Raw genomic sequence first — 23,549 nt, 5'->3', positions numbered from 1 at the left:
AAAGCACTACTTTCACCAACGGTTAATTTAGCTTTGTTAATATCTAATTAGAATTAAGGGCAGGGCTTCCCAAAGATGATCATTTTGAACGTAGATGGAGGTAAGAGTGAAAATAAATATAGCAATTATAGTCAGCTTACTTAGCTTAATCGCATGTAGCGAACAGCAAGTAAATACTACCTATCTATGTGGTAAAAACAAACTAACACTAAGTATTATCAACGATAAATATGCTGAGCTTACTTTTAACAACGAAACGCATTTAATTAATCATGAAAAAAGTGCATCAGGGAATAAGTACATAAGCGAAAATGTACTGTTTTGGGGTAAAGATAATCACGCCATGCTTATAATTTCAGGGAAAAAGCAGCAATGCATTATTAATTAGCCACCAATTAACAACATCTAAAAAACACTGCTACACTAAATAAAGTGTTAATTTTGTTGATGAAGTTATGCGCTCTATTGCTATAAAACATAAAATAATCTTAGCTTTTTCTGCCATAGGGCTGTTAATGCTGACTAGCTGTGTGTTTTTTTATTGGTCGTTAAACCAAATTAGTATTACTACTTCACGTATAGAAACCTTAGCCGTTCCAGTACAACAAGTTAGTAAAGATTTAAGGCTTTCACTTCTTTCCATAACTAAATTTAATGCTGTTGCTTACAGCCAGACCAAACCAGATTCACTATTGCGAAATAAAGACCAAGCATACGCAGAGCAAGAGCAATTTCTAACAATGCTTAATGCGCTTGAATCTCAACTATTTCAGCAGCAAAATATGCAAGCTTTACTTGCAGCAACAACTGATAACTTTAATCAACTAAGCAAAATAAGTGCTGCAATGTTTAGTGCAAAGGAACAACGATTTAAAGCACAAAACTCGGCCCTATCACTTATTAAAGAATTCATTGAGCAGTTGAGTAGCTTGAGTAATCGTTTGCTTGATATAGAGCTATTAGAAGTACCCTCAACACAACAGCCTCTACTCGATTCTATGTTTGGTACGGCAACACGTATTGATGATCTACTATTTAATTTAAGTAACAATGTTAAAAGCATCACTCAAACTACAAGTACTAGCGACTTAAGTAATCACCAACAAGATACTTTGTTTTTACTCGATAATATTCAGCCTAACTTTACTTACCTAGAGCAGCAGGCGACACCTTTTAGTAATGATCTAAACATCGGCCAACTTACTATTGAGTTCAACGATTTAAGGGATCTCTTAAATGCGCCAAATGGTATTTATGTAAAACAAAAGAAAACGATTGAAAACAAAACAACGGCGCAACAAAAATTTGAACGCTTTCAACAAGAATTTATAAACACAGAAAACCAATTACTTAAACTTAATAAACTTGCTGATGAACGATTTAACACCCTTCAAAATAATGCCAAATCAGCCATTAATATGGGCTCAAGCTCGGTAATTATAATCGCCCTTGTACTGATTATACTGGTGATCATAATTTCAATTTTTACCACCAATGCAATGTTAAAGCCCCTTAATAAAGTAAATCGTGATTTAGCTTGCATAGCCTCAGGTGACTTTTCTAAGCGCAGCCATCCACGCAGTAAAGATGAGTTTGGCACTTTACTTAACAATATTAATAAACTTAGTGACGACTTAAGCCATTTAATAAAAGCAATTAGTAACGATGCACATGAACTGGACAAATCAGCGATTCAAACCAGTGAAAAAGGCCAGCAAATGACCATTGTTGCCCAACTACAGCTAGAGCGGAGCGCACAAGCAACTGCGCTTGCACAAAGTATGCTAGATAATTCACAAGTCGTGTACGAACAAGCTGATAGCACATCAAATGAAATAACTAACGCCTCACAGTTTGCTAATGACGTTAACCAAATAGCCAATCAAAATAGCCAAAGTATTGAGGCACTATTAAGCCGTTTAGATAAGGCAGTTAGTAGCACAAAAGAGCTTGCTGAATTTACCGAACTCATTGGTGCCATTGTAGAGACTATTAGTAGTATTGCTGAGCAAACAAACTTGCTCGCGCTCAATGCTGCAATAGAAGCGGCAAGAGCTGGTGAAAATGGACGAGGATTTGCAGTTGTCGCTGATGAAGTTCGCTCACTAGCTGCGCGTACACAAAGCTCAACGAGCGAAATAAATACCATGATCCAAACATTACAACAACATACTAAAACAACACAAAGTGAAATTAATGATGGCCAACAACAAGCCAAAAAATGTGTTGAAAATAGTGCTGAACTAAATAAAGCTGTAGAGCGTATAAAAAGCACATTACTATCGGTTAATCAAATGAGCGAACAAATAGCAAAGGCCTCTCATGAACAGTTAACTAATAGTAACGACATCCAAAAAATAATGGCAAAGGTAACAGAGCAAGCCACCTTAAATGCCAAAAACGCGACAACCCTAGCAAGCGAAAGTGAAGACGTAAATCAACTTGCACACTCTCTAACAAGTGCCGTAGAGCGCTTTAAGTTTTAAGCACAAGTAATGACTTGCCTTGCATGAAATGGGTATAATACTTCAACTCTTTAGCTTAATAGCGGCCCACAATGAAATATAAAGATCTACGTGATTTTATCGATTTACTTGAGAAAAAAGGCGAACTTAAACGTATCACCCAAGAAATCGACCCGTATCTTGAAATGACCGAAATATCTGATCGCACATTGCGTGCAAAAGGTCCTGCGTTATTATTCGAAAATCCAAAAGGCTACGATATGCCGGTGCTTACCAACTTATTTGGTACACCAAAGCGCGTTGCTATGGGAATGGGCCAAACAGAGGTTAGCGAGCTACGTGAAGTCGGTAAACTGCTCGCTTTTTTAAAAGAGCCTGAGCCACCAAAAGGCATTAAAGAAGCTCTAGGCGCTATACCTATTTTTAAGCAAGTGCTTAATATGCCAGCAAAAGAAGTTAAAAAAGCGCCTTGCCAACAAGTAGTTTTAGAAGGTGATGATGTCGATTTAACTAAGTTGCCCATTCAGCATTGCTGGCCAGGTGATGCAGCGCCATTAATTACTTGGGGCCTTACGGTCACTAAAGGCCCATATAAAAAACGCCAAAATCTGGGTATTTATCGCCAGCAATTATTAGGAAAAAATAAAATAATTATGCGTTGGTTGTCACATCGTGGTGGCGCGCTTGATTTTCAAGAATGGTGTAAAGAAAACCCAGGGCAACCCTACCCTGTATCGGTAGCACTAGGTGCCGATCCTGCCACTATATTAGGTGCTGTAACGCCTGTACCTGACACTCTAAGCGAATATGCATTCGCTGGCTTATTACGTGGTAGCAGAACCGAAGTTGTAAAATCTATTTCAAATGACCTACAAGTCCCTGCCAGTGCAGAAATAGTACTTGAAGGTTACATAATGCCTGGTGAAATGGCGCCAGAAGGCCCTTATGGTGACCATACCGGTTACTATAATGAAGTAGATGACTTTCCAGTAATGACGGTCACTCACTTAACGCATCGTAAAGACCCTATTTATCACAGTACCTTTACTGGCCGACCGCCTGATGAGCCTGCGATTTTAGGTGTAGCACTTAATGAAGTTTTTGTGCCGATATTACAAAAGCAATTTCCTGAAATTGTCGACTTTTACCTTCCGCCTGAAGGGTGCTCATATCGTATGGCGATTGTAACAATGAAAAAACAATATCCTGGCCATGCCAAGCGCGTGATGATGGGGGTTTGGTCGTTCTTACGTCAGTTTATGTATACCAAGTTTGTAATTGTGTGCGATGACGATATTAATGCCCGTGATTGGGAAGATGTTATTTGGGCTATAACAACCCGAATGGATCCTGCGCGTGATACAACATTAATAGAAAACACACCTATTGATTATCTCGATTTTGCATCGCCAGTCTCTGGCCTTGGTTCAAAAATGGGAATGGATGCTACCAATAAATGGCCTGGCGAAACCACCCGCGAATGGGGCGAGCCTATTGTTATGGATAAAGACACCAAAGACCGCGTAGATGATATTTGGGAAAGCCTTAATATTGTTTAAGTGTTTATATGTAAGTACATAACAGGCTATAAAATAACCCTGCAGATATGCTAGAATCGAGTCATTCGATTGCGTATCTGCTGTTAAAAGCGCTGCTAAAAGGTAAAAAATGCAAACATTAAAAGCTGAAGTTGTAGCTATCAGCCCACTTACAGAATTTGTTCATAAAGTAATTTTAAAGCCACAACAACCTGTGACCTTTGAAGCTGGCCAATACATGCAACTCGTATTAGGCGAAAAAGACAAACGTGCTTTTTCTATTGCTAGCCGCCCTTCACAGTGCGATGCAATAGAACTGCATATTGGCGCATCTGGTGCCGATTCTTATGCAATGCAATCGTTAGAACATTTACGAAACGCCCATACCACAGGGCAATTAGTAGACATTGAAGCTGGCCTAGGTATTTCACAGTTGCGCCTGCAATGTGAGCGCCCTATTATTTTACTCGCCGGCGGTACTGGTTTTTCATACGCAAAATCAATGGCTGATCACTTAGCTGAAATTAAGTGCGACCGTCCTGTATTATTTTACTGGGGTGTAAAAGAAGAGTCAGCTTTATACGCGCACACAGAAATGCAAACATGGGCCGATAGCCATAAAAACTTTGAGTTTATCCCTGTGGTAGAAAATCCATCAGCGAATTGGCAAGGTCATACTGGCTATGTACACAAAGCCGTAATGCAAGATATCGTATCACTTGCCCCATATGATATTTATATGGCGGGTCGTTTTGACATGATAGGTATAGTCCGTGATGACTTTATTACTCATGGTGCAATTCGTGAAAACATGTACGCCGACGCATTCGCATTTATAAAGTAATTAAAATTAACTTTTACTTATAAATAAAGGCACCTAGTGCCTTTATTTTTATAATAACAAAAATTCAATAGTTAAAATCTATCAATCTCATCAGTATAAACAATTTCCTAAATCCCTATCTATAAACCATACTTTGTATAGAACATCAGCGGGAGAGACCCAAATGCTAAATACAAAAGTAAAAGATTTTATGCAACGCAAGTTACCAAACATAACACCAGATACAGAAATGACCACCGCTATAGCAGAACTACAAAAATTTAAACTGCTTGGTGCACCAGTATTCGATAAAGATAAATGCCTAGTCGGATTTATTTCCGAACAAGAGCTTTTAAAGCCACTTATGCAAAGCAGTTATTTTTGTGATGGTATAGTAAAAGTATCGCAGCTTATGCAAACAGGAGTCGTTACTATAGATGGTGATACAAATATTATTGAGCTTGCTGAAAAAATGCAGCCTGGTAAACCAAAAAACTACCCAGTTGTAGATGGCATTAAAGTAATCGGTATGATCAGCCGGGCAGATGTACTTAAAGCACTTTACGATAATTACATAAGCTGCCAAACACACTAAATTGCAGATAACAAAATGCCGCTTATATAAAGCGGCATTTTTAATACTCTTAAATTAACGTGCGCTAACGATTGCCGAAAGTTCTTTTTTATCGCCATCGCTTAAAAATGCTATTTCTAATGCATTTGCTTGGGCTTTTTCCATATCAGCTTGAGATAAACCAGCTTGAGGTGCTGCAACTGCATATTCATACTCAATTTCAATCCCTTCCACAGCAGGATCATCAGTATTAATACACGCTAAAATACCGTGATCTAAAAACTGCTTAAGTGGATGCTTAGCTAGGTCGCTCACTGTACTGGTTTGAATATTACTTGTTAAGCATGACTCAATACCAATGCGATTATCGCGTAAGTAATCCATGAGCTTTGGATCTTCAATAGCTTTAACGCCATGCCCTATTCGGCTCGCCCCTAATTCATTAATTGCCTGCCAAATACTCGGAGCACCAAGGGCTTCTCCAGCATGAATAGTCGATGCTAAATAGGCATTTCGTACTTGTTTAAAGTGCGCTACAAACAACTCACCCGGGAAGCCAATTTCGTCACCGGCTAAATCAACCGCTACTAAATCATTTTTAAATGCGAGTAATGCATCAAGCTCTTTCTGGCATGTTTTTACGCCATAAGTACGCGATAAAATACCAATTAAATTCGCTTTTATGTTTGCGCCTTTTGTTGCTGATTTAATACCATCAACAACCGCTTCTACAACCCCTTCTGGGTGTAAACCTTGGCTTTGTGCCATATAGTAAGGGCTAAAACGAAGCTCTACGTAATCAAGGCCTTGGGCTTGAGCATCTTCAATGTTTTCAATCGCTATGCGCCTACACGCATCGTAGTCGCCAAGTACTGCAACACCCCAATCTAACTTTTGTAAAAAAGCCATAAGATTTGGCTCAGGATCAATAACTTGAACATGAGGAATGAGTGCCTCAACATTATCTGCAGGTAACTCTATATTAAACTGACGACCAAGTTCTAATATGGTTTGCGCACGTACATTACCGTCTAAATGGCGGTGAATATCTAGCAAAGGTAATTTTCTATTGATCATAATAGCAACCCAGTTTAGTTAAATTTGCGCGCATGATACGCAGATATAGTTATTTTTCAAGTCTATATGGTTTGCGGTAAGTTTAAGCGGTCATATGTCTGCTTTTCGAGCAAAAATAACGTAACTTATTTATGTGATAAATGATGCCACAGTGTTTTAAATAGCGTATTAGCATCAATTGGCTTGGTTATATAGTTATCCATTCCACAAGCAACTGCTTTTTTAACATCATCATCATGCGCGTTGGCAGACAAACCAATAATAGGTAAATCAATCAGCCCTAAATCATTACGGATAACTTTGGTTGCCTGTAAACCATCCATATTTGGCATTTGAATATCCATCAGCACAATGTCATAACTATTGGTAGTCAACATTTTTATTGCTTCAAACCCATCACTCGCAATATCAGCTACACACCCCTTGGTCTTTAATATTGCACTAGCAACATGTTGATTTAAAGAATTGTCCTCAACTAAAAGCAGCTTATAATCAGTAAACGATAAGCTCTCAACATCTACCTCATTATATTGTTGCTGTACCTGCTCTGCTTTTGGTAGGGGGGAATTCAACGGCACACTAAATGTAAAAGTAGAGCCTTTACCCTCGTGGCTAGCTAAATCAATAGCCCCTCCCATCAACTCAACCAGTTTTTTGCAAATACTCAAACCTAGTCCTGTGCCACCATATTGTCGAGAAGTAGAACTATCGGCTTGAGAAAAAGGTTTAAACAACTGTTTTTGAGCTGCTTCACTAATACCAATACCCGTATCGTTAACACTAAAATAGGTCATCTTTTTTGATTGCCATACTTTAAGTGTTATACAGCCTTGCGCTGTAAATTTAACTGCATTATTAAGTAAATTTAAAAGTATTTGTTTTAAACGAATAGGATCGGTATGAATAGTTAAGTTTGTTGTTTTATCGTAATCGAGATGCAATTCCAGTGACTTAACATCTACTTCAAACTGCATTAAATTCGTCACTTCATCCACTAAGCGACCCACATTAATGGGTTCTTGTACTAAATCAAGTTTGCCAGCTTCCATCTTAGAGAAATCGAGTACATCGTTTAATACCCTCAGTAACACACCAAGCGCACCATCCGCTTGCTCTATATAAGTTCGAGCCTGTGGCCAATCATTTTGCTGCAGCGCTAAATAATGCAGTCCTTTTATACCATTAATAGGTGTGCGCACCTCATGACTCATATTAGCTAAAAACTGGCTTTTAATATGGCTTGCTTCATCAGCTTTTTGCTTTTCTTGACGTAAAACACGAGTTTGTTTTGCCACTTGCTCACGAATTTGTATATTTGTACCAGTAACCGAAATCAAAAAAGTTATTAATAACCACACAAATAGCATACCTACTATTTGTGCAAGCCAATACATTAACCATGATGTTCTAACTACAGGCTCATGTAATTGCACTTGCCAGATCCGCTTGCCAATAAGTAATTGGTATTCTTTTAATAGTTCAAAAGAATGAGTATCGGCTGTGTAAATACTCTGTTTTTGATTGGGTAAAGTCACATCTAAAAAGCTAGCTGCAACGAGGTTATTTTGATCAAATAATAACGATTGCGATAATTTTTTAAGGCTTACTACTGCAACAACAAACCCTTTAAAGTCATCTTCAGTAGTGGAGTTTCCAAAAACAGGGTGCAAAAATAACACACCTTTTTCTTGCGTATTTTGTACTAAATCAATTGGCTCACTCAGCACTAGCTCATTTAAAATTTTTGCTTTGTGTAATGCTGCCGCCCTCCCTTTATTTGAGGCTAAGTCAAAACCAATAACACTTACATTACCAATCAATGGGTATGCATAAAGTACAGGGTAATAAAAGTCACGTGAACTTACTGGCTCCCATACCCCTTCTGACCATCTTTCTTTTACATAGTAATCATCAATGTATTGAGTATTTTCTGAGCGTTCAAAATCGGCTAATTGCTCTGCTGAAATGTAAGGTACCCATTCAAATGCAACAATTTCTTGACTATAACTAAGCTGTTTAGAAGTGAATAGCTTAAATTCATCAAAAGTCACCTCATCACTACTTGCAAAAAATGTTGCTAGCAAGCTTAGATGGGCTGACACTTCATCAATTCGTTGGCTTATAGCATCTTGAACAGACAATATTTTAAGCTCTTGTTTTTGTATTTCTTTTTCTTTTTTAAAATTAGACGCAGTATAAAATCCTGCACTAATAATGATATATATCATTAGAGAAGGAATAATAACCTGCAGCCTATTTTGAACTTGTTGATAGTTAAACCCAGCAAGCACCAGCGGAGTAAAAATTAATACTCCAACGCTATCACCTATCCACCATGCGATAAAATTATCAATAGCGCCATGTGCAGGTATTACGTGATTACTAACTAATAAAAACGTACCGACTCCTGCAGCCAGAACACAACACACTGGACCAGCTATAAATAAGCTTTGTATACAATGCTTTAAAGAAGAGAGATCAAGGGGGGCTTTTATCACTTTTGTAATAAATTGAGCGCCTATCCATGCTTGCAACACAGACGCTGTAGTAACTAACAAGGCTTGAATGGCAATTTGCCAATTGAAGATATCAGATGCGCTATCGAGGTTAACTATATTTGTTAATAACGCACCAATAATGATGCCAGGTAAAGCCCTACGATTCCACAGTAAAAGTCCAGCCAGTGCAATGCCCGAAGGAGGCCATGAAGCAACGGCATAACCATCAATAGAAAGAAGAAGATTACTAGCAAATCCAGTTAAAAAGTAAGCACTGGCTAGGCTGAAAGTTAATACGAATAAATTTTTCAATACTCAGCTCCTATACCTGTACTTACATTTAGTTTAGTTTTTCATATTTAAGCTCATTGATACAAAACCAGTGCTTTCTCAGTTTGTGCACTTTTACTATAGCTTAGCGCAGCTTGTTCCGCGTACTGTTTTTTATTTTCAGAGTTCAACGCTTTATCAAATACCCTTGCGGCTAAATCATAGTCACCTTGTGCATTGGCAAGGCAAGCAAGTGCTAGTAATAAGGCATTATTACTTTCATCTTTTTTAAGGCGCTCTTGAATGCAGGTCTGCAACTTGATTGCATCAGCATTGGCTGCGCCATTTAAGATATAGGCGAGTTGATTGTGCTGTTCGTTGTGTTTAACCATTTTTATCAAGTCGCCCTCAATTACAGCTAGCTGACCTAACGCTGCCATTTTCGCTAAATAAGCAGTATGCGCATAAGCTTGTAGCTTTTTAGGAAGCTGTTTATATTTATGTGTAATTTTTTCAATTGGCAGAGCTGAAAAGTAAGCATTAAAAACACGTGTCCACTGCTCGCTTGAAAACACCTTTTTGCGTAACAATCTTGGTAAAACGTCTTCTAAAGCATTAAAGTGCTGCTGTTGCACCAACACTTCGGTATACAGCTTTAACTCAAGCGCAGTAGCTTTTTTAGATTCGGCGCTTACACGCATTTGCGATTCAATTGCGCTACTATCGCCACTTGCTAGCCAAAGTTTCGCTACTTTTAGTTGATGCTCAGGGCTTATTTCAAATAAACGCTCAAGTGCTTTATCTGTTTGATTATTAGCAAGCGCTGCTTTTGCAAGTAATGCTAAGCGAATATCTTCAAACTTATCTGGTACGCTATTACCCGATAAAGCCTGCTCTACATGCTCGTAATCATCATTAATAGCACTCCACAGAGCCTGCTCAATAGCTGCTTGTTTGCGCTCTTGGCTACGTGCAAAAAAGCCATGCTTAGTATTATGATAAATCGATAATAAATAACGAATTAACTTATATGTTAAATATAAAACAACAGCGGTAATGACTGCCATTATACAAAACGATACTATCGTGCCTTCTATCGTCGTATTGTTAAATGAAATAAGTACATAACCTTTTTCATCTAGAACGAATGGAGTAACCGCTAGTACAACAACAATAGCTACAATTAAAATAATTAGCCCTATCATTGCGCCCACTCCTTAACCTGCTGTGTACTTTGAAGTGTTACTTTTGGATTAAAGTTAAGCTGCTCTTTTTCAAGCTTAGACAACGCTTTAAGTACCGTTTTAGTTGTATCATCGTCTTGCTTAAAGTACTCACCAACTAAACGTTTTGCTTCACTTAAGGCGCTAAAGAAAATACTCGCCTGTTTACTCATAAGTGCATCTTGTGCCTGAGTTATATTAAGCTTGATTCGTTGATTTATTAAATGGCGCTCTTGATCCGTAAGTAATGGCTCAATAGAAACACCTTCGTGCTGGCGAATAGTAATAAAGCTATCCACAATTTTATTCCAGCTATTACTCAAGTTTTGCTGCCAATCACTTACGTCACCACTTAAAGCATTCTCATCTATTGCAGCTGCTTCTTCAGGTAAATTAACCGCATTAAAAACTAAATTATCAACGTTATTAAGTGCACTGTTTAGCTGTAAATAAATAGCTTCTGTTGCTATTGGTTTGAGGCTATCAAGTGTTTGTATGTCTTGCATAATAGCTTGGCGAACTTCAACTGTTCCTGGGTGCTCACTAAGTAATCCATCTAAGCGTTTTAAAACAGCACTAGTTCCTTGGTAATCTTTTTCAGCCCATAGCTTAAACTCAGCCATACGTTGTAAACTGGTTACTTCTTGTGGGTTTAGAGACGAGCCTTGTTGCTGCGCCTTTTGCAAAGCTGCTTTCAATTCTTGCTGATTTTGAGCTGCACTTTCACTGAGGGCTGTGGCAATTTTTTTCTCACTATTAAACAGCGCTTGCTGTAAATTAGATTGCGCCGATTTAAGTGCTTGCAGCTCTTGAACGAGTAACTTATTTTGCTCGCTTAACTCATTAACGGCTAGGTTTTGCGCCTTACCAGCATTTAGTTTTTGATAAAACTCGTATCCAACACCAGAGGCCACAATTAACGAAATCAAAAGCGCAAGTGCTGCAACCTTACTTACCTTTTGTTTATTTTTGTCTGCCGTATTTTTTGTAGCTGCAGGCTCTTGCTTTGTTGATTTAGCTGAGGCTGTGTTAGCTGTTGTTGGTGTGGCTTTTTCTGCCGTAACTGGCTTTGACTGTTCGCTCATGTTGCTACCTTGCTGATTTATGCAGGTAAACATAGCATCATCGCTAGCCCCTGCTGCAATATGTATATTAGCCAAGCTTACTTGTTGCAGCTTTAAATAAGCGGCTATCCGCTCGCTGGCAACATAAAATTGGCACTGTTGTAACCATTGTAGTTGGTGTGCAGCAAGGCTCTTAAATATAGCATCAACTGCAGCATTACTTGTTATGACTATACCGTGTACATTCTGGCTTTTCCAGTGGTCTGTCCAGTTAGGGGGAATACTCTCTGTGGGTTCACGTTTGTACACAACACAATTATTTAAAAAAGCACCGCGCTCTTTGAGCGTTTTAGCTAACTCAGGGCGGCCACCTTGCCCCTTAACTAACACTATATTGCTGCCATCAACCTCTGCGAGTGATTTAAGCGCAAGCAACCCTTCTGAATCATACTGTTTTGGTAATGCTGCGCGTACACCAAATTGCTCATATATAATGTCGGCTGTTTGTTGCCCAACCGCATAAAATTGAGCTTTAGTATTTATATCGGGTTTTAATTGCGAAAGTGCACTAACTGCATCTTGCGATATAAATATTATTTTATCTGCATTTAACAGCGGACTAAGTTCAGTGCTAGAGGGTGTTAAATACGTTATTTTTAATACCGGAAACAAAGACGCCTGATAACCCGCCTGCTCAAGTTGCTGAGCAAGGGCTGCGCCTTTTCCTTCGGGCCGAGTTATCAGAATATGTGTCATTTATGCGTCTCTATAAACTTCAGCTAATATTTTATCTGCACCTTGAGCTAGTAATTTTTTAGCAAGCTCAATACCTAATTTTTCTGCGTCATTTACATGACCTGTTACTTCGTCACGTAAAATTTCACTGCCATCCACAGCGCCAACTAAACCACGTAAATGTACTTGCTCGCCATCAACTAATGCATAAGCACCAATAGGAACTTGGCAGCCACCTTCTAAATAGCGGTTCATAGAGCGCTCTGCGTTTACGCGAATACGTGTTTGTGTATGCTCAAGTGGTGCAAGTAATGCTTTTGTTACTTCATCATCAATACGACACTCAATACCTACAGCACCTTGACCATTTGCTGGTAATGACACTTCTGGCTCAATGTAATCAGCAATACGCGACTCCATTTCTAAGCGAATAAGCCCCGCTGCCGCTAAAATAATAGCATCGTATTGGCCGTCATCTAATTTACCTAAACGCGTATTTACATTGCCGCGTAAATCACGAATATCTAAATCAGGGCGAAGCGCTTTAATTTGACACTGACGACGTAAGCTCGAAGTACCAACAATAGCGCCCTGTGGTAACTCGCCTAAATTAGCAAAGTTATTTGATACAAACGCATCACGCGGATCCTCACGCTCACAAATAGTATGTAGTTCCAATCCTTCTGGGAACTCTACTGGCACGTCTTTCATAGAATGCACGGCAATATCAGCGCGACCATCTAACATAGCTTGCTCTAGCTCTTTAACAAATAAGCCTTTACCGCCAATTTTAGCCAATGGCGTATCTAAAATTATATCCCCTTGCGTCGACATAGGGACTAATTCTACGCACACATCTGCATGAAAACGCTCAAGCTCTGCTTTCACAAATTCGGCCTGCCAAAGTGCTAAGGCGCTTTTACGCGTTGCGATACGTACTAATTTTGTTTTTTCTGTCATAAGGGTATCCAATTAATTACTGCGTTTAGCTAGTTTTAGTCTGCTAAAATTCTAAATTCTTTTTGAGCTATCAAGTTACCTTGCCCATCAACGACATCTACACGCCAGTGACCTGTTTGCGTGGCCATAATATTTTTCGTTGAGTATGTTCTGTAGCGAGTAGAGGTTACATTGAGCGAAATTTCAGCCATCGTAGTGCCCTCAAAAGACCACACATGCTTTACCTGCTGACCTTGTAAGCCTTTAAGTTCACTAAAAAATGATAATGACTCCTCAAACTGACTTAAACGAATGTCAGCAGCAAACACATTAGTAGGCTCACGTCGGCTTACTTTTCGAGTAAGTACTGCACGGCTAATTTTACCCGTGTCTATTTGCGCGCCCAATGCCACACTTGCAACTTGCGCGGTAGGCGAAAAACCTTCAGTGCCACTCAATGCGCCATCATCGTTTTCTAGCTCTAAGAGTAAGTCGCTCTGATTGGCTAGCTCAGCTTCATTTTGAGCTTCTGCGATTTCTTCTTGTACTTCATTATCAATATTTGAGTTTAACTCTATATTAATGCTTTCGCTTTGATCAGTAACAATATCGTTGTTAGCTAATAAAATCGTATTATTATTTACAAGTTCGACTTCGCCTAGTGTTTTACTTGAGATGTTTTTTTGATTTTCGTTTTGCGCAGCTGACAACGGTTCGATACTCGTCTGCGTTATCTCCACAGACTCATCAGGGATATTGTTTACCGATAATTCTGGCTCAACATCCGTTACTTCATCGCTTGTCTGGTTCTCTGCGTTATTACTAAAACTTAAAAAGTGCTCTTGCTCATTTGGATGCTCGCCTTGTTCTGCACTGACTGACGTTGTTAAACCATACACAACAGCTGCAGAGGTCATTAATACCAACATAGCAATACTCACAATACGACGCCAATTCCACTCGTAGCTTACCGTTGGTAAGCTCTCTTGTAGTTCGCGTTTAACATTTGCTTTAATAACTATTTTTTGACTCATATTGACCTCAGCGATTCCAAAATTAACTTAAACGAGCAACCAACCATTGGCGAATAGCTTGCAGTTCTTCTGCGCAAACTTGATGAGCCATCGGATATTCTTGCCAGCTTACATCCATGTTATGTGCTGTTAATACTTCAAACGCACTTTTACCTGCGCTATAAGGTACAACATTATCTTGACTACCATGCGCCATAAATACATTTAAATCGGTATGTTTTGCTTCATCAGCAAATTTTTGTGGCACACACATATAAGTAGAAAGCGCCATAACACCGCCAAGCTTTTGCTCAAAGCGCGGCGCTAAATGCAGCGACACAACACCACCTTGAGAAAAACCAGCTAAAATAATTTTATTAGCAGGTATGCCATTTGCTATTTCTGTGTTGATTAATTCTTCTACTTTAGCAGCCGAATCTCTCACACCTTGCTCATCAGCGCGTTTATCTAACTCTATAGATTTAATATCGTACCAAGAGCGCATTTCCATACCACCATTTATGGTGACCGGTTGCACTGGCGCATGCGGAAAAATAAACCGTATACCAAGCTCGCTTGGTAGGTTTAATTGCGGTGCTACTGGTGCAAAACCATCACCAGAGTCGCCTAAGCCATGTAACCAAATAACGGTCGCTTTGTGCTCACCTTGGGCTGGGTATTCTACAAATTCTAAACTCATAGTGTTGATTGCCATTTAACTTCTTGGCCAGCTTGGCGCGTTGACGCTTCATTAATAAATGCCCAAAATTCAGCGCCAGAGCGATTATCAATCCATAACCCATCGCGCATTTCAAAATGATGTCCGTTAAACTTAGTTGCAACCCATACTTGATGAAGAGGTGCTTGCTTATTGATCACTATTTTACTTTTATCAGGAAAAATAATTTCTAAAATACCTTGTGCCGATTCGTAGTCTAAATCAGCTTCGCAATCATCAACCTGCTCTTCAATAGTGAACATAAGAGCTTCGGCTAATTGGTGATATTCGTGTTCAGTCATTGTTATTTCCTTTGCAGGCGAGCCGCCTAATATTGGGTACGTTTTAGCTTTAAAAATGTGCAGCTAGTGTAACAGGAATAAAATCATCCGCGAATAGCTGCATTTTTTAGATATTCTGTTACTCTGCGATTATAAAGCCAGCAACCGTATTAATCTAATGAAAGCGACACATACCTTACAATTAAAAAGACTATTAATAAGCACTGTACTGTTAAGCGCCTTAGCTGGCTGCGGACAAAGCGGTCCGTTATATTTACCAGAGCCACAAACAGAGCAAAACCAACCTCAAAATACAGCTCAGCCAGCCACTACCGCAGAGCAAGCCAAAGCACAGCAAAGTCAGGAGCAATAAATGGATTATTTTAATTACAAAAACAACCAATTATTTGCCGAAGACGTCAGTGTGGCAAGCATAGCGCAGCAATACGGTACGCCATGTTATGTTTACTCGCGTGCTACATTTGAGCGCCATTACTTAGCGTTTGCTAACGCCACTAAAAATCACAAAAGCCTAGTATGTTACGCTGTAAAAGCAAACTCAAATATTGCCGTACTTAATATATTAGCGCGCTTAGGTTCGGGTTTCGATATTGTATCCAAAGGCGAACTTGCGCGTGTAATTAAAGCAGGTGGCGACGCCTCTAAAGTGGTTTTTTCAGGCGTGGCTAAAACGTCTGACGAAATAGCGTATGCATTAAAGCTGGGTATTAAATGTTTTAACGTTGAATCTGCCTCTGAGCTTGAACGTATTTCTGAAGTGGCTTGCGAGCTTAACCTAGAAGCGCCTATTTCTATTCGCGTAAACCCCGATATAGATGCAAAAACACATCCGTATATTTCTACCGGTTTAAAAGAGAATAAATTTGGTATTGATATTCAAACAGCAGTGAGTGTTTATCAACAAGCAGCGGCTTTACCTGGTTTAAAAGTAATTGGTGTCGATTGTCATATTGGCTCTCAATTAACGCAAGTCAGACCTTTTTTAGAAGCCCTTGATAAACTAATGGCGCTTATTGATGAGCTAAAAACTAACGGTATTGAGCTAACTCATTTAGATATTGGTGGCGGTTTAGGCGTACCGTACAACAACGAGCAACCACCGCACCCAAGTGAATATGCAGCGCAAGTTACCGAGCGCTTAGCTAATTACAAACACCTTGAACTAATTTTTGAACCAGGGCGCGCTATTGCAGCTAACGCAGGTATTTTAGTTACTCAAGTTGAATTTATTAAACAAAACCAAGACAAATTTTTTGCCATTGTCGATGCTGGTATGAACGATATGCTTCGCCCTGCGCTTTATCAAGCGTGGCAAAAAATCATTCCGGTATCCGTGCGCGATGACGAAACACCTACTCACAACTTTGATATTGTGGGGCCGGTGTGCGAAACCGGCGACTTTTTAGGAAAAGACCGCGAACTTGCCCTAAAACAAGGCGATTTACTCGCACAAAGAAGTGCGGGGGCATATGGCTTTACCATGAGCTCAAACTACAACTCGCGCCCGCGTGTTGCAGAAATAATGGTAGATGGTCAGCAGCAGCATCTTATTCGCGAACGCGAAACTATTGAAAGCCTTTATCAAGGTGAGAAAGTTTTACCATAAACGTTTTTGTCTACTAGCTGCTCTGTGGCATGATTAGCACAGAGCAAAACCGAATTAGAGCGCTATGTTAGTTAATTTTTCCAAAATGCACGGCTTAGGCAACGACTTTGTTGTGATTGATAACATTACACAAAATGTTTTTTTGTCGCGAGATCAAATCAAAAAACTGGCAGATCGCCATTTTGGCATTGGCTTTGACCAATTACTGATGGTTGAAGCGCCGTACTCTCCCGATCTCGACTTTCATTATCGAATTTTTAATGCCGACGGTACCGAAGTAGAGCAATGCGGCAACGGCGCACGCTGTTTTGCCCGTTTTGTACGTATGAAAGGCCTTACTAACAAGCACAAAATTAGTGTATCGACCAAGTCGGGCAACTTAACGCTCTACATAGAAAAAGACGGTCAAGTAACGGTTAACATGGGCCATCCTAATTTTGAGCCAAGTAAAATCCCTTTAAAAGCCAGCAAGCGTGAGCTTACTTATATTATTAGAACGCAAGAGCACACGGTATTTAGTGGCGCGGTATCTATGGGTAATCCGCATTGTGTGCTGGAAGTTGACGATATCACTACCGCCCAAGTTGATATATTGGGTCCATTGCTTGAAAACCATGAACGCTTTCCGCAAAAAGCGAACATTGGCTTTATGCAGGTTGTATCGCAAGAGCACATTAAATTAAGAGTTTGGGAGCGCGGCGTTAACGAAACCCTAGCGTGTGGAACTGGCGCGTGTGCAGCAATGGTTATTGGTCATATTCAAAATAAATTATCAACAACCGTTCAAGTCGATTTGCCAGGTGGAAGTTTGCAAGTGCGCTGGAGTGGCGAAGGTCACCCAGTACGTATGACAGGCCCAGCAGAGCATGTATTCGATGGACAAGTCGCGCTATGACCGAGCTAAATAAAGAGCAAGTTATTGATTACTTGCAGCAACACCCTGATTTTTTAATTCAGCATCCAGAACTACTAGTCCAACTTGAACTGCAGCAGCAAACTCAAGGTGCAACATCGCTAGTACATATTCAACAACGCCAGCTACGCGAGCGTAATACGCTTTTAAAAAACCAAATAGAGACCATGAGCCAACACGCTACTCAAAACGAGTTTGTTTATCGCTTATTTAGTCAATGTCATCGCCAGCTTTGGAGTAACTACGACTTCAATACATTAGCAAGTAACTTACAAAATATTATTTGCACAAACCCAACAATAAGCAATTGTAAATTATTAAAGTACAACAAAAATTATGATGAACTGATTGCTCACCGCCTAACTAATTCAAGCCATTATTTAGGCCGCATAGATCAACAAGAAAGCCTGTTGTTATTTAATGAAACAACACAATCAACGGCTATTTACTTAATTGGAGAGGCTGTAAACCCAATCGCCATATTGGCTTTTGGTAGCAATAATGCTAACCATTTTGAGCCCACACAAGATAATTTATTTGCTCTCGATTTTGTACGTTCATTACAACTACGTTTACTTGAACTAGCATGAGTGAAGACCCGCCTAACATTACCCAATTAAGCGACAATTGGCGCACACCCATAATGCTATTTAGCGACTATTTAAAGTTTGAAAAACAATATTCAGCGCACACAGTTAATCAATACGTAAGCCAGCTTAGCTTTGCAGCTCTTTATTTTAACAAATTATGTGATGACTGGTTTGGCGTGCAAGGCGAGCATATTCGTCGCTACAGCATGGCACTGCGTTCAAAACAATTAAGTGGCCGTACTATTAGCTTAAAGCTCAGCTGCATTCGCAGTTTGTATAAGTTTTTAAAAGCAAAAAACATTGCCGAGCAATCGCATTACCATAATCCGGCAGTGGGTATAAAAGGCCCTAAGTTTGCAAAGCTTTTACCTAAAAACCTCGATGTAGATCAAATGGCACGCTTGCTCGAAATACCCGACGACGAACCTCTCGCTATTAGAGATAAAGCAATGATGGAGTTGATGTATTCATCAGGGCTGCGTATAAGCGAGTTAGTTGGCGCTAACATGCAAGATATTAGCGCTGCCAATGGCGAAATTTTAGTGCGTGGTAAAGGCAATAAAGAGCGGTTAATTCCGGTGGGTAAAAAAGCGTTAGACGCATTAAAAAAATGGCTCACAATACGCCCTCAGTTTACAAAGCCCGATGAAATAGCCGTTTTTTTAAGTAGCCAAAAAAATCGTATTTCGATTCGCCAAGTACGCCTGCGTATGCAAGAGTGGGGAATAAAACAAGGCATTAGCTCGCAGGTTCATCCGCATAAGCTGCGCCACTCGTTCGCGTCACATATTTTAGAATCATCTGGTGATTTACGCGCTGTGCAAGAATTACTAGGGCACAGCAGTTTGTCGGCTACACAAGTGTATACACATTTAGATTTTCAACATTTAGCCAAGGTGTACGACAACACTCACCCTCGTGCAAAAAAACGAACTGATTAGGTAAATAAAAATGATCCGATTTAATCGTGCTATTAAGCCATTTTCTGTCATGAGCTTTGATTTAGACGACACTCTTTACAACAATCACCCCATTATAAAAGCAGCGGTTAAAGCGCAGCAAGATTATTTAAATGCGCTCCCTAGCTACTTAGCCCAAGGCCCAAAATACTGGCAACAATGCCGCAATGAGGCCGTAGTACAGTTACCTGAACTTGCTAATAACGTCACTAAATGGCGCCAACATACATTGCGCTTAGCCCTTTCTAAACTAGATTTGAATGAGGAAGAGGTAGAGCATCATGCCGATGCTGCCTACAAAGCCTTTGCCGATGCGCGCAGTAAAATAGTGGTAACCGATGACGTACTAAAGCTGCTAGATAACTTAGCCCAGCACTTTACGCTGGTTGCTATAACTAATGGTAATGTTGAAATTGAACGCTTTAACTTACACAATAAATTTTCGCTCGTGTTACAAGCCGGTATGCACGGTAAAGCAAAACCTCACAACACCTTATTTGATAAAGCCGCCGAGCACTTAAACGTTGCTAAAAGTGAAATTTTACACATTGGCGATAGCCTAGATACCGACGTACAAGGCGCAAATAATGCCGGTTGCCAATCGGTATGGTTAAACGATCAAGACGCCAATTATGCTTATAAAGGGCTAGCTGATATTGAAATAGCCAATATTCATGCCCTAACGCACTTTATTAAATAATACCAATTGCATTAAATAAGAGGTCACAATGAGCCACTATACCAAGCCAATTACCTTGTTATTAATTGGCTCACTTAGCCTTAACGCTTATTTATTGTGGCCGCAGCCCGCGCCAACCAAAGTACAAAAAACGCAAGGTACTGAAAAAAGCATATCGCCTAAACAGCAAAATACGCTATTAAATACGGCAAAGCAGCAGTTTAAAAAACACCAATTTGAAGCCGCACTTAGTAGCTATCAACAACTCAAAAGCAGCAATCCAGAAATCGCAATAAACCTTTATTCATCGTGGCTAGTGCAGCTTAAAACATGGCTAAATAGCAATTTATTACTCAGCGAATCATTTCTCAATGCGCTATTAAATAACAACCCTTATAACGTAGAGTTACTTAATTTACAGGTTGAGTATTTAAAAAATAGCGAGCAAACACAAAATGCCATTATTGCTTTATTTGAGCTTAATTCATTACTGCCTGCTGATCAGCAAAGTAACGTAAATACACGTTTAAATACGCTCACTCAAAACGAATTACACACATTAACTGAGCAACAAAATTGGCAAGCTATTATTGAGCAAACACAAATTTGGCTCGACTATAAAAGCGATAACGCACCGTTTTTATATCCGCTTGCGTATGCCTACTATCAGCAAGGCGATTTAATTAGCGCACAAGCAACCCTTGATCGAATGCCAAACCAGCACAATCTGAAAAGCCAAGTGCAAACACTGCAAGCTATGATCAATAAAGCACAATCGCAAGACGACTTCGTTGCTTTAACGCCTTACGGCGCGCACTACTTAATAAACACCGAAATAAATAATAATCTATCGACCGAATTAATGATTGATACAGGCGCAAGCATAACCTCGCTACCTACTAGTATAATTGAGCAAATTTCGCCACAACCCTTATATTTAGGCGATGTAACGGTCAACACAGCTAATGGTCAAATTGTTGTAAAGCGTTATCAAATTGAATCGTTTAGAGTGGGCTCGCAAATTATTTATGGTTTTGAAGTGTTGAGCATTGAAAACACACGTGGGCAAGGTTTGCTAGGAATGAACTTTTTATCGCGATTTAAATTCAATATAAATCAGCAAACAGATGAGCTAGAGTTGAGCGCTAAATAATTAAAAATCCAAAGGTAACACATGACACTAAATAACTATTTAAAAGCACTTGCTGAAAACCCAAAAAGTATTCAATTTACCGATACAATGGCGGTGATAGAAGCAAATTACGACTTTACTGCATGTGGCTTTAATAACCATGGATTACTTAGCGCTGCGAGTGAGAACAACGGCTCGTGTAAAATTTTTGCGTTTGCTAAATTAAACGATTTAAGTAAACAAAATACGTTGGATTGTTTTGGTAAGTTTTACCGAGAAGACGTACTGCAAAACCCTAAAGGGGATGATCACCTAAATATTCGCACCTTTATGTTAGCACCAGAGACAACACCTTTTTTAGGTATTACCTTTGAAGGCGAGCCACTAAAAGAAAAATAGCCAGCAAAAATTAAAGTGGCTTTTCCATAAAGTAACGCGTACCTGAGCGTGGGTAATTATTAAGTTGATACTTAACACTATAACCGCGCTTTTCGTAAAAAGGTTTTGCTTGAAAATCAAGTGTGTCAAGCTGAGCAGTTGTTGCTCCTAGCTCAATAGCAGCTTGCTCAAGTGCCGTTAGCAATTTATCTGCAAGCCCTTTACCTCGCGCAATATCGCTACACCAAAGCCAGTTAATCATTAGCCAATTACCAAACACACACCCACTAATACCGGCAACAAGCTCGCCTTGCTCATCAGTAAATTTATAGCCTAGTGGCAGCCTTTGCACATCAAAATGCTGGGCGTTAAATTCAACCATTTGCGCGCGAAGCGCTACGTTTAACGCATCAGTATTATCTGCTGTTAATTGATACATTTATCGCCCTTAAAAAGCAGATACTAGCAAACTAGCTCAATCAAAACAGATTATTTTTTCCAAATGGGACTTCAAGCATATTACTGGCTGTTTTTTCGGGTTGACCGCACATTTCATCGTAAGCACTTGTATGGCGTAGCATCATTTGTACATAGGCTATTTTTTCAAAACGCTTTTGAATATGCAGTGGGCTTAGTGCTTTTATAAACTCACCATTTTCCTCTGTCACATAGTATTCGACATTATTTATAATTACAGAGACTTGGTATAATGCCATTTCAAGAGAATGCGCAACCACCTTTTGTAATGGCTCATGTTTTTTTAATTCTGAGAATTTCATACCCATAACAACCACCTTTTTTAAAAGTAACCTCATAGATACGCAGCTTTGCTATAATCGCGATCAAATTTTTATTAGCCGCTGGCATCACACGTTATGAGCACAAAAATCCGACTCGCTAAATATATTGCCCATGCAGGTATTTGTTCTCGTAAACAGGCATCGCGTTTAATTGATGAAGGTGTGGTGACTGTAAATAATCGCCCAGCGAATCATATTGATCACGTTGACGAGCAAGACACGATAATAGTGAACGAAAAAGAAATTAAAGGCGCGGCCGATTTAGTTTATTTTGCGTATCACAAGCCGGTAGGCATTGACTGCAAATTAAATATTGATGACCCTGCCAGCCTTATTCACCACTTGCCTACACTTACCCGTGTTTACCCTATTGGTCGATTAGATAAAGACTCTCGTGGTTTGCTTATTTTGACCAACGATGGGGATTTTTGTAACCAACTAATACATCCTGATTTCCACCAGCCTAAACATTATTTAGTCACCGTAAATAAGCCTTTAGACGATGCTTTTTGTGACAAAATGGCAGCAGGCGTACCCGTTGATAAACACATAACCCTGCCTTGTGAAGTAAATAAAATAGCCAGTAATCAGTTTAGTATTGTTTTAAAACAAGGGCTAAACAGGCAAATACGTAAAATGGCGCATTACTGCGGATACAAAGTTATTGATTTATATAGATCGCAATTTAGTGACCTCACCCTTTCAAAACTAAACCTACCTGAAAACCAATATATACAAATTAATAAAACCGACATTTCAAAAATCTAATACCAAGTCACTTAACTACATATCAAAAAGTTAAAAATAAACTTGCAATTATAGATTACAGGTGTAGTCTTTAATTAAGGATTACATTTGTAGGCAATAGCATGATTGAGTTATCAAAAGCAGAGTTTGACGTGCTCGACGCACTTTGGATTAACTACCCCGCCACCGCGAGCCAAATAATTGAGCGCTTAAGCGACGATAAGCAATGGCACGAAAAAACCATTAAAACCCTGCTAGGTCGACTAGTAAAAAAAGGCGCACTTACATTTGAAAAAGAAGGTCGCCAGTATATTTATACTCCCTGTATGGAGCGCGCCGACTACACCCTAAAAGAAAGCCAAAACTTTGTTGAGCGATTTTTTAGTGGGCGTATTGCGCCACTTGTGAGTGGATTTGCTAAATCGGAGCAGCTTTCTCAGCAAGATATAAACGAGCTTAAAAAAGTTATAGATGACTGGGAAAAAAACCAAAAGTAAGGGATTAAC

At 39.5% G+C, this 23,549-nt stretch carries 25 protein-coding genes; 15 read left to right on the top strand and 10 right to left on the bottom strand.

Features of this window, described 5'->3' with window-relative positions; genetic code table 11:
- Nucleotides 1-106 precede the first annotated feature (106 nt).
- The 5 genes from NRL14_RS10545 (at nucleotide 107) to NRL14_RS10525 (ending at nucleotide 5,421) form a co-directional block, all read left to right on the top strand.
- Nucleotides 107-388 (top strand): MliC family protein, encoded by a 282-nt coding sequence (locus NRL14_RS10545; protein ID WP_007377347.1) that lies wholly within the window; start codon nucleotides 107-109, stop codon nucleotides 386-388.
- A 67-nt stretch (nucleotides 389-455) separates the two neighbouring features.
- Nucleotides 456-2,486, top strand: coding sequence for a methyl-accepting chemotaxis protein (locus NRL14_RS10540; RefSeq protein ID WP_306724624.1), 2,031 nt, complete (start codon nucleotides 456-458; stop codon nucleotides 2,484-2,486).
- Nucleotides 2,487-2,557: 71 nt separating this feature from the next.
- The gene (gene ubiD, locus NRL14_RS10535; protein ID WP_007377345.1) at nucleotides 2,558-4,024 is read left to right on the top strand and encodes a 4-hydroxy-3-polyprenylbenzoate decarboxylase; all 1,467 of its coding nucleotides are present in this window, start codon (nucleotides 2,558-2,560) and stop codon (nucleotides 4,022-4,024) included.
- 109 nt (nucleotides 4,025-4,133) lie between these two features.
- A complete protein-coding gene (gene fre / locus NRL14_RS10530) occupies nucleotides 4,134-4,847 on the top strand; it encodes an NAD(P)H-flavin reductase (protein WP_008136172.1) in 714 nt (237 codons plus the stop codon).
- A 163-nt stretch (nucleotides 4,848-5,010) separates the two neighbouring features.
- Nucleotides 5,011-5,421 carry a CBS domain-containing protein gene (locus NRL14_RS10525; RefSeq protein ID WP_007377343.1) on the top strand — a complete coding sequence of 137 codons (411 nt, stop codon included), beginning with the start codon at nucleotides 5,011-5,013 and terminating at the stop codon, nucleotides 5,419-5,421.
- A 54-nt stretch (nucleotides 5,422-5,475) separates the two neighbouring features.
- Here the strand turns inward: NRL14_RS10525 and add are convergent, their stop codons facing one another.
- The 8 genes from add to cyaY form a co-directional block, all read right to left on the bottom strand.
- The gene (add, locus tag NRL14_RS10520; protein ID WP_096793957.1) at nucleotides 5,476-6,477 is read right to left on the bottom strand and encodes an adenosine deaminase; all 1,002 of its coding nucleotides are present in this window, start codon (nucleotides 6,475-6,477) and stop codon (nucleotides 5,476-5,478) included.
- A gap of 125 nt (nucleotides 6,478-6,602) precedes the next feature.
- Entirely contained in the window at nucleotides 6,603-9,287 is a 2,685-nt protein-coding gene (locus NRL14_RS10515) for a CHASE domain-containing protein (protein WP_306724623.1), read from the bottom strand.
- Between the two features lie 53 nt (nucleotides 9,288-9,340).
- A complete protein-coding gene (locus NRL14_RS10510; protein WP_306724622.1) occupies nucleotides 9,341-10,450 on the bottom strand; it encodes a heme biosynthesis HemY N-terminal domain-containing protein in 1,110 nt (369 codons plus the stop codon).
- Nucleotides 10,447-12,288, bottom strand: coding sequence for a uroporphyrinogen-III synthase (locus NRL14_RS10505; protein ID WP_306724621.1), 1,842 nt, complete (start codon nucleotides 12,286-12,288; stop codon nucleotides 10,447-10,449). Before NRL14_RS10505 ends, NRL14_RS10510 begins: the two co-directional genes overlap by 4 nt.
- Nucleotides 12,289-13,227, bottom strand: a complete 939-nt coding sequence (gene hemC, locus NRL14_RS10500; RefSeq protein WP_007377338.1) for a hydroxymethylbilane synthase — start codon at nucleotides 13,225-13,227, stop codon at nucleotides 12,289-12,291.
- 35 nt (nucleotides 13,228-13,262) lie between these two features.
- The gene (locus NRL14_RS10495; protein WP_306724620.1) at nucleotides 13,263-14,240 is read right to left on the bottom strand and encodes a DUF2914 domain-containing protein; all 978 of its coding nucleotides are present in this window, start codon (nucleotides 14,238-14,240) and stop codon (nucleotides 13,263-13,265) included.
- A 22-nt stretch (nucleotides 14,241-14,262) separates the two neighbouring features.
- Nucleotides 14,263-14,919 carry an alpha/beta hydrolase gene (locus tag NRL14_RS10490; RefSeq protein WP_007377336.1) on the bottom strand — a complete coding sequence of 219 codons (657 nt, stop codon included), beginning with the start codon at nucleotides 14,917-14,919 and terminating at the stop codon, nucleotides 14,263-14,265.
- Entirely contained in the window at nucleotides 14,916-15,239 is a 324-nt protein-coding gene (gene cyaY, locus NRL14_RS10485) for an iron donor protein CyaY (RefSeq protein ID WP_007377335.1), read from the bottom strand. Before cyaY ends, NRL14_RS10490 begins: the two co-directional genes overlap by 4 nt.
- 157 nt (nucleotides 15,240-15,396) lie before the next feature.
- Between cyaY and NRL14_RS10480 the strand changes: the two genes are divergently transcribed.
- The 8 genes from NRL14_RS10480 to NRL14_RS10445 all read left to right on the top strand — a co-directional run bounded on the left by NRL14_RS10480 (nucleotide 15,397) and on the right by NRL14_RS10445 (nucleotide 21,517).
- Entirely contained in the window at nucleotides 15,397-15,591 is a 195-nt protein-coding gene (locus NRL14_RS10480) for a lipoprotein (RefSeq protein WP_007377334.1), read from the top strand.
- Nucleotides 15,592-16,845, top strand: coding sequence for a diaminopimelate decarboxylase (lysA, locus tag NRL14_RS10475; RefSeq protein ID WP_306724619.1), 1,254 nt, complete (start codon nucleotides 15,592-15,594; stop codon nucleotides 16,843-16,845).
- A 64-nt stretch (nucleotides 16,846-16,909) separates the two neighbouring features.
- On the top strand, nucleotides 16,910-17,740 hold the full coding sequence (gene dapF, locus NRL14_RS10470) for a diaminopimelate epimerase (protein WP_007377332.1): 831 nt from the start codon (nucleotides 16,910-16,912) through the stop codon (nucleotides 17,738-17,740).
- Nucleotides 17,737-18,348: a DUF484 family protein gene (locus tag NRL14_RS10465; protein WP_007377331.1), complete on the top strand. Its 612-nt coding sequence runs from the start codon at nucleotides 17,737-17,739 to the stop codon at nucleotides 18,346-18,348. Before dapF ends, NRL14_RS10465 begins: the two co-directional genes overlap by 4 nt.
- Nucleotides 18,345-19,289, top strand: a complete 945-nt coding sequence (locus tag NRL14_RS10460) for a tyrosine recombinase XerC (RefSeq protein ID WP_306724618.1) — start codon at nucleotides 18,345-18,347, stop codon at nucleotides 19,287-19,289. The genes NRL14_RS10465 and NRL14_RS10460 overlap by 4 nt, the downstream gene beginning before the upstream one ends.
- Nucleotides 19,290-19,299: 10 nt before the next feature.
- Nucleotides 19,300-20,007: an HAD-IA family hydrolase gene (locus NRL14_RS10455; RefSeq protein WP_306724617.1), complete on the top strand. Its 708-nt coding sequence runs from the start codon at nucleotides 19,300-19,302 to the stop codon at nucleotides 20,005-20,007.
- A 28-nt stretch (nucleotides 20,008-20,035) separates the two neighbouring features.
- Nucleotides 20,036-21,139 (top strand): retroviral-like aspartic protease family protein, encoded by a 1,104-nt coding sequence (locus NRL14_RS10450; RefSeq protein ID WP_306724616.1) that lies wholly within the window; start codon nucleotides 20,036-20,038, stop codon nucleotides 21,137-21,139.
- Between the two features lie 21 nt (nucleotides 21,140-21,160).
- Entirely contained in the window at nucleotides 21,161-21,517 is a 357-nt protein-coding gene (locus NRL14_RS10445) for a HopJ type III effector protein (RefSeq protein ID WP_306724615.1), read from the top strand.
- Between the two features lie 10 nt (nucleotides 21,518-21,527).
- On the opposite strand, the gene NRL14_RS10440 is transcribed toward NRL14_RS10445, so the two are convergent.
- Both NRL14_RS10440 and NRL14_RS10435 read right to left on the bottom strand, forming a co-directional pair.
- Nucleotides 21,528-21,935 (bottom strand): GNAT family N-acetyltransferase, encoded by a 408-nt coding sequence (locus NRL14_RS10440; RefSeq protein ID WP_306724614.1) that lies wholly within the window; start codon nucleotides 21,933-21,935, stop codon nucleotides 21,528-21,530.
- 40 nt (nucleotides 21,936-21,975) lie between these two features.
- Nucleotides 21,976-22,281 carry a DUF6482 family protein gene (locus tag NRL14_RS10435; protein WP_306724613.1) on the bottom strand — a complete coding sequence of 102 codons (306 nt, stop codon included), beginning with the start codon at nucleotides 22,279-22,281 and terminating at the stop codon, nucleotides 21,976-21,978.
- Nucleotides 22,282-22,371: 90 nt separating this feature from the next.
- On the opposite strand from NRL14_RS10435, the gene NRL14_RS10430 reads away from it, so the two are divergent.
- Nucleotides 22,372-23,064, top strand: coding sequence for a pseudouridine synthase (locus tag NRL14_RS10430; RefSeq protein WP_007377324.1), 693 nt, complete (start codon nucleotides 22,372-22,374; stop codon nucleotides 23,062-23,064).
- Nucleotides 23,065-23,165: 101 nt separating this feature from the next.
- On the top strand, nucleotides 23,166-23,540 hold the full coding sequence (locus tag NRL14_RS10425) for a BlaI/MecI/CopY family transcriptional regulator (RefSeq protein ID WP_008136143.1): 375 nt from the start codon (nucleotides 23,166-23,168) through the stop codon (nucleotides 23,538-23,540).
- Nucleotides 23,541-23,549: the final 9 nt, after the last annotated feature.

This window comes from Pseudoalteromonas sp. 20-92 (assembly GCF_030847595.1).
In the GTDB taxonomy this organism is placed as follows: domain Bacteria; phylum Pseudomonadota; class Gammaproteobacteria; order Enterobacterales; family Alteromonadaceae; genus Pseudoalteromonas; species Pseudoalteromonas fuliginea.
Note: the sequence above shows the minus strand (reverse complement) of the source record. Positions and strands in the feature narration are given on the sequence as shown.

Coding starts and splice junctions, on each gene's coding strand:
- NRL14_RS10540 (WP_306724624.1), top strand. CDS start 456: ATGCGCTCTATTGCTATAAAACATAAAATAATCTTAGCTTTTTCTGCC.
- ubiD (WP_007377345.1), top strand. CDS start 2,558: ATGAAATATAAAGATCTACGTGATTTTATCGATTTACTTGAGAAAAAA.
- fre (WP_008136172.1), top strand. CDS start 4,134: ATGCAAACATTAAAAGCTGAAGTTGTAGCTATCAGCCCACTTACAGAA.
- NRL14_RS10525 (WP_007377343.1), top strand. CDS start 5,011: ATGCTAAATACAAAAGTAAAAGATTTTATGCAACGCAAGTTACCAAAC.
- add (WP_096793957.1), bottom strand. CDS start 6,477: ATGATCAATAGAAAATTACCTTTGCTAGATATTCACCGCCATTTAGAC.
- NRL14_RS10510 (WP_306724622.1), bottom strand. CDS start 10,450: ATGATAGGGCTAATTATTTTAATTGTAGCTATTGTTGTTGTACTAGCG.
- NRL14_RS10505 (WP_306724621.1), bottom strand. CDS start 12,288: ATGACACATATTCTGATAACTCGGCCCGAAGGAAAAGGCGCAGCCCTT.
- hemC (WP_007377338.1), bottom strand. CDS start 13,227: ATGACAGAAAAAACAAAATTAGTACGTATCGCAACGCGTAAAAGCGCC.
- NRL14_RS10495 (WP_306724620.1), bottom strand. CDS start 14,240: ATGAGTCAAAAAATAGTTATTAAAGCAAATGTTAAACGCGAACTACAA.
- NRL14_RS10490 (WP_007377336.1), bottom strand. CDS start 14,919: ATGAGTTTAGAATTTGTAGAATACCCAGCCCAAGGTGAGCACAAAGCG.
- cyaY (WP_007377335.1), bottom strand. CDS start 15,239: ATGACTGAACACGAATATCACCAATTAGCCGAAGCTCTTATGTTCACT.
- NRL14_RS10480 (WP_007377334.1), top strand. CDS start 15,397: ATGAAAGCGACACATACCTTACAATTAAAAAGACTATTAATAAGCACT.
- lysA (WP_306724619.1), top strand. CDS start 15,592: ATGGATTATTTTAATTACAAAAACAACCAATTATTTGCCGAAGACGTC.
- dapF (WP_007377332.1), top strand. CDS start 16,910: ATGTTAGTTAATTTTTCCAAAATGCACGGCTTAGGCAACGACTTTGTT.
- NRL14_RS10465 (WP_007377331.1), top strand. CDS start 17,737: ATGACCGAGCTAAATAAAGAGCAAGTTATTGATTACTTGCAGCAACAC.
- NRL14_RS10460 (WP_306724618.1), top strand. CDS start 18,345: ATGAGTGAAGACCCGCCTAACATTACCCAATTAAGCGACAATTGGCGC.
- NRL14_RS10455 (WP_306724617.1), top strand. CDS start 19,300: ATGATCCGATTTAATCGTGCTATTAAGCCATTTTCTGTCATGAGCTTT.
- NRL14_RS10450 (WP_306724616.1), top strand. CDS start 20,036: ATGAGCCACTATACCAAGCCAATTACCTTGTTATTAATTGGCTCACTT.
- NRL14_RS10445 (WP_306724615.1), top strand. CDS start 21,161: ATGACACTAAATAACTATTTAAAAGCACTTGCTGAAAACCCAAAAAGT.
- NRL14_RS10440 (WP_306724614.1), bottom strand. CDS start 21,935: ATGTATCAATTAACAGCAGATAATACTGATGCGTTAAACGTAGCGCTT.
- NRL14_RS10435 (WP_306724613.1), bottom strand. CDS start 22,281: ATGGGTATGAAATTCTCAGAATTAAAAAAACATGAGCCATTACAAAAG.
- NRL14_RS10430 (WP_007377324.1), top strand. CDS start 22,372: ATGAGCACAAAAATCCGACTCGCTAAATATATTGCCCATGCAGGTATT.
- NRL14_RS10425 (WP_008136143.1), top strand. CDS start 23,166: ATGATTGAGTTATCAAAAGCAGAGTTTGACGTGCTCGACGCACTTTGG.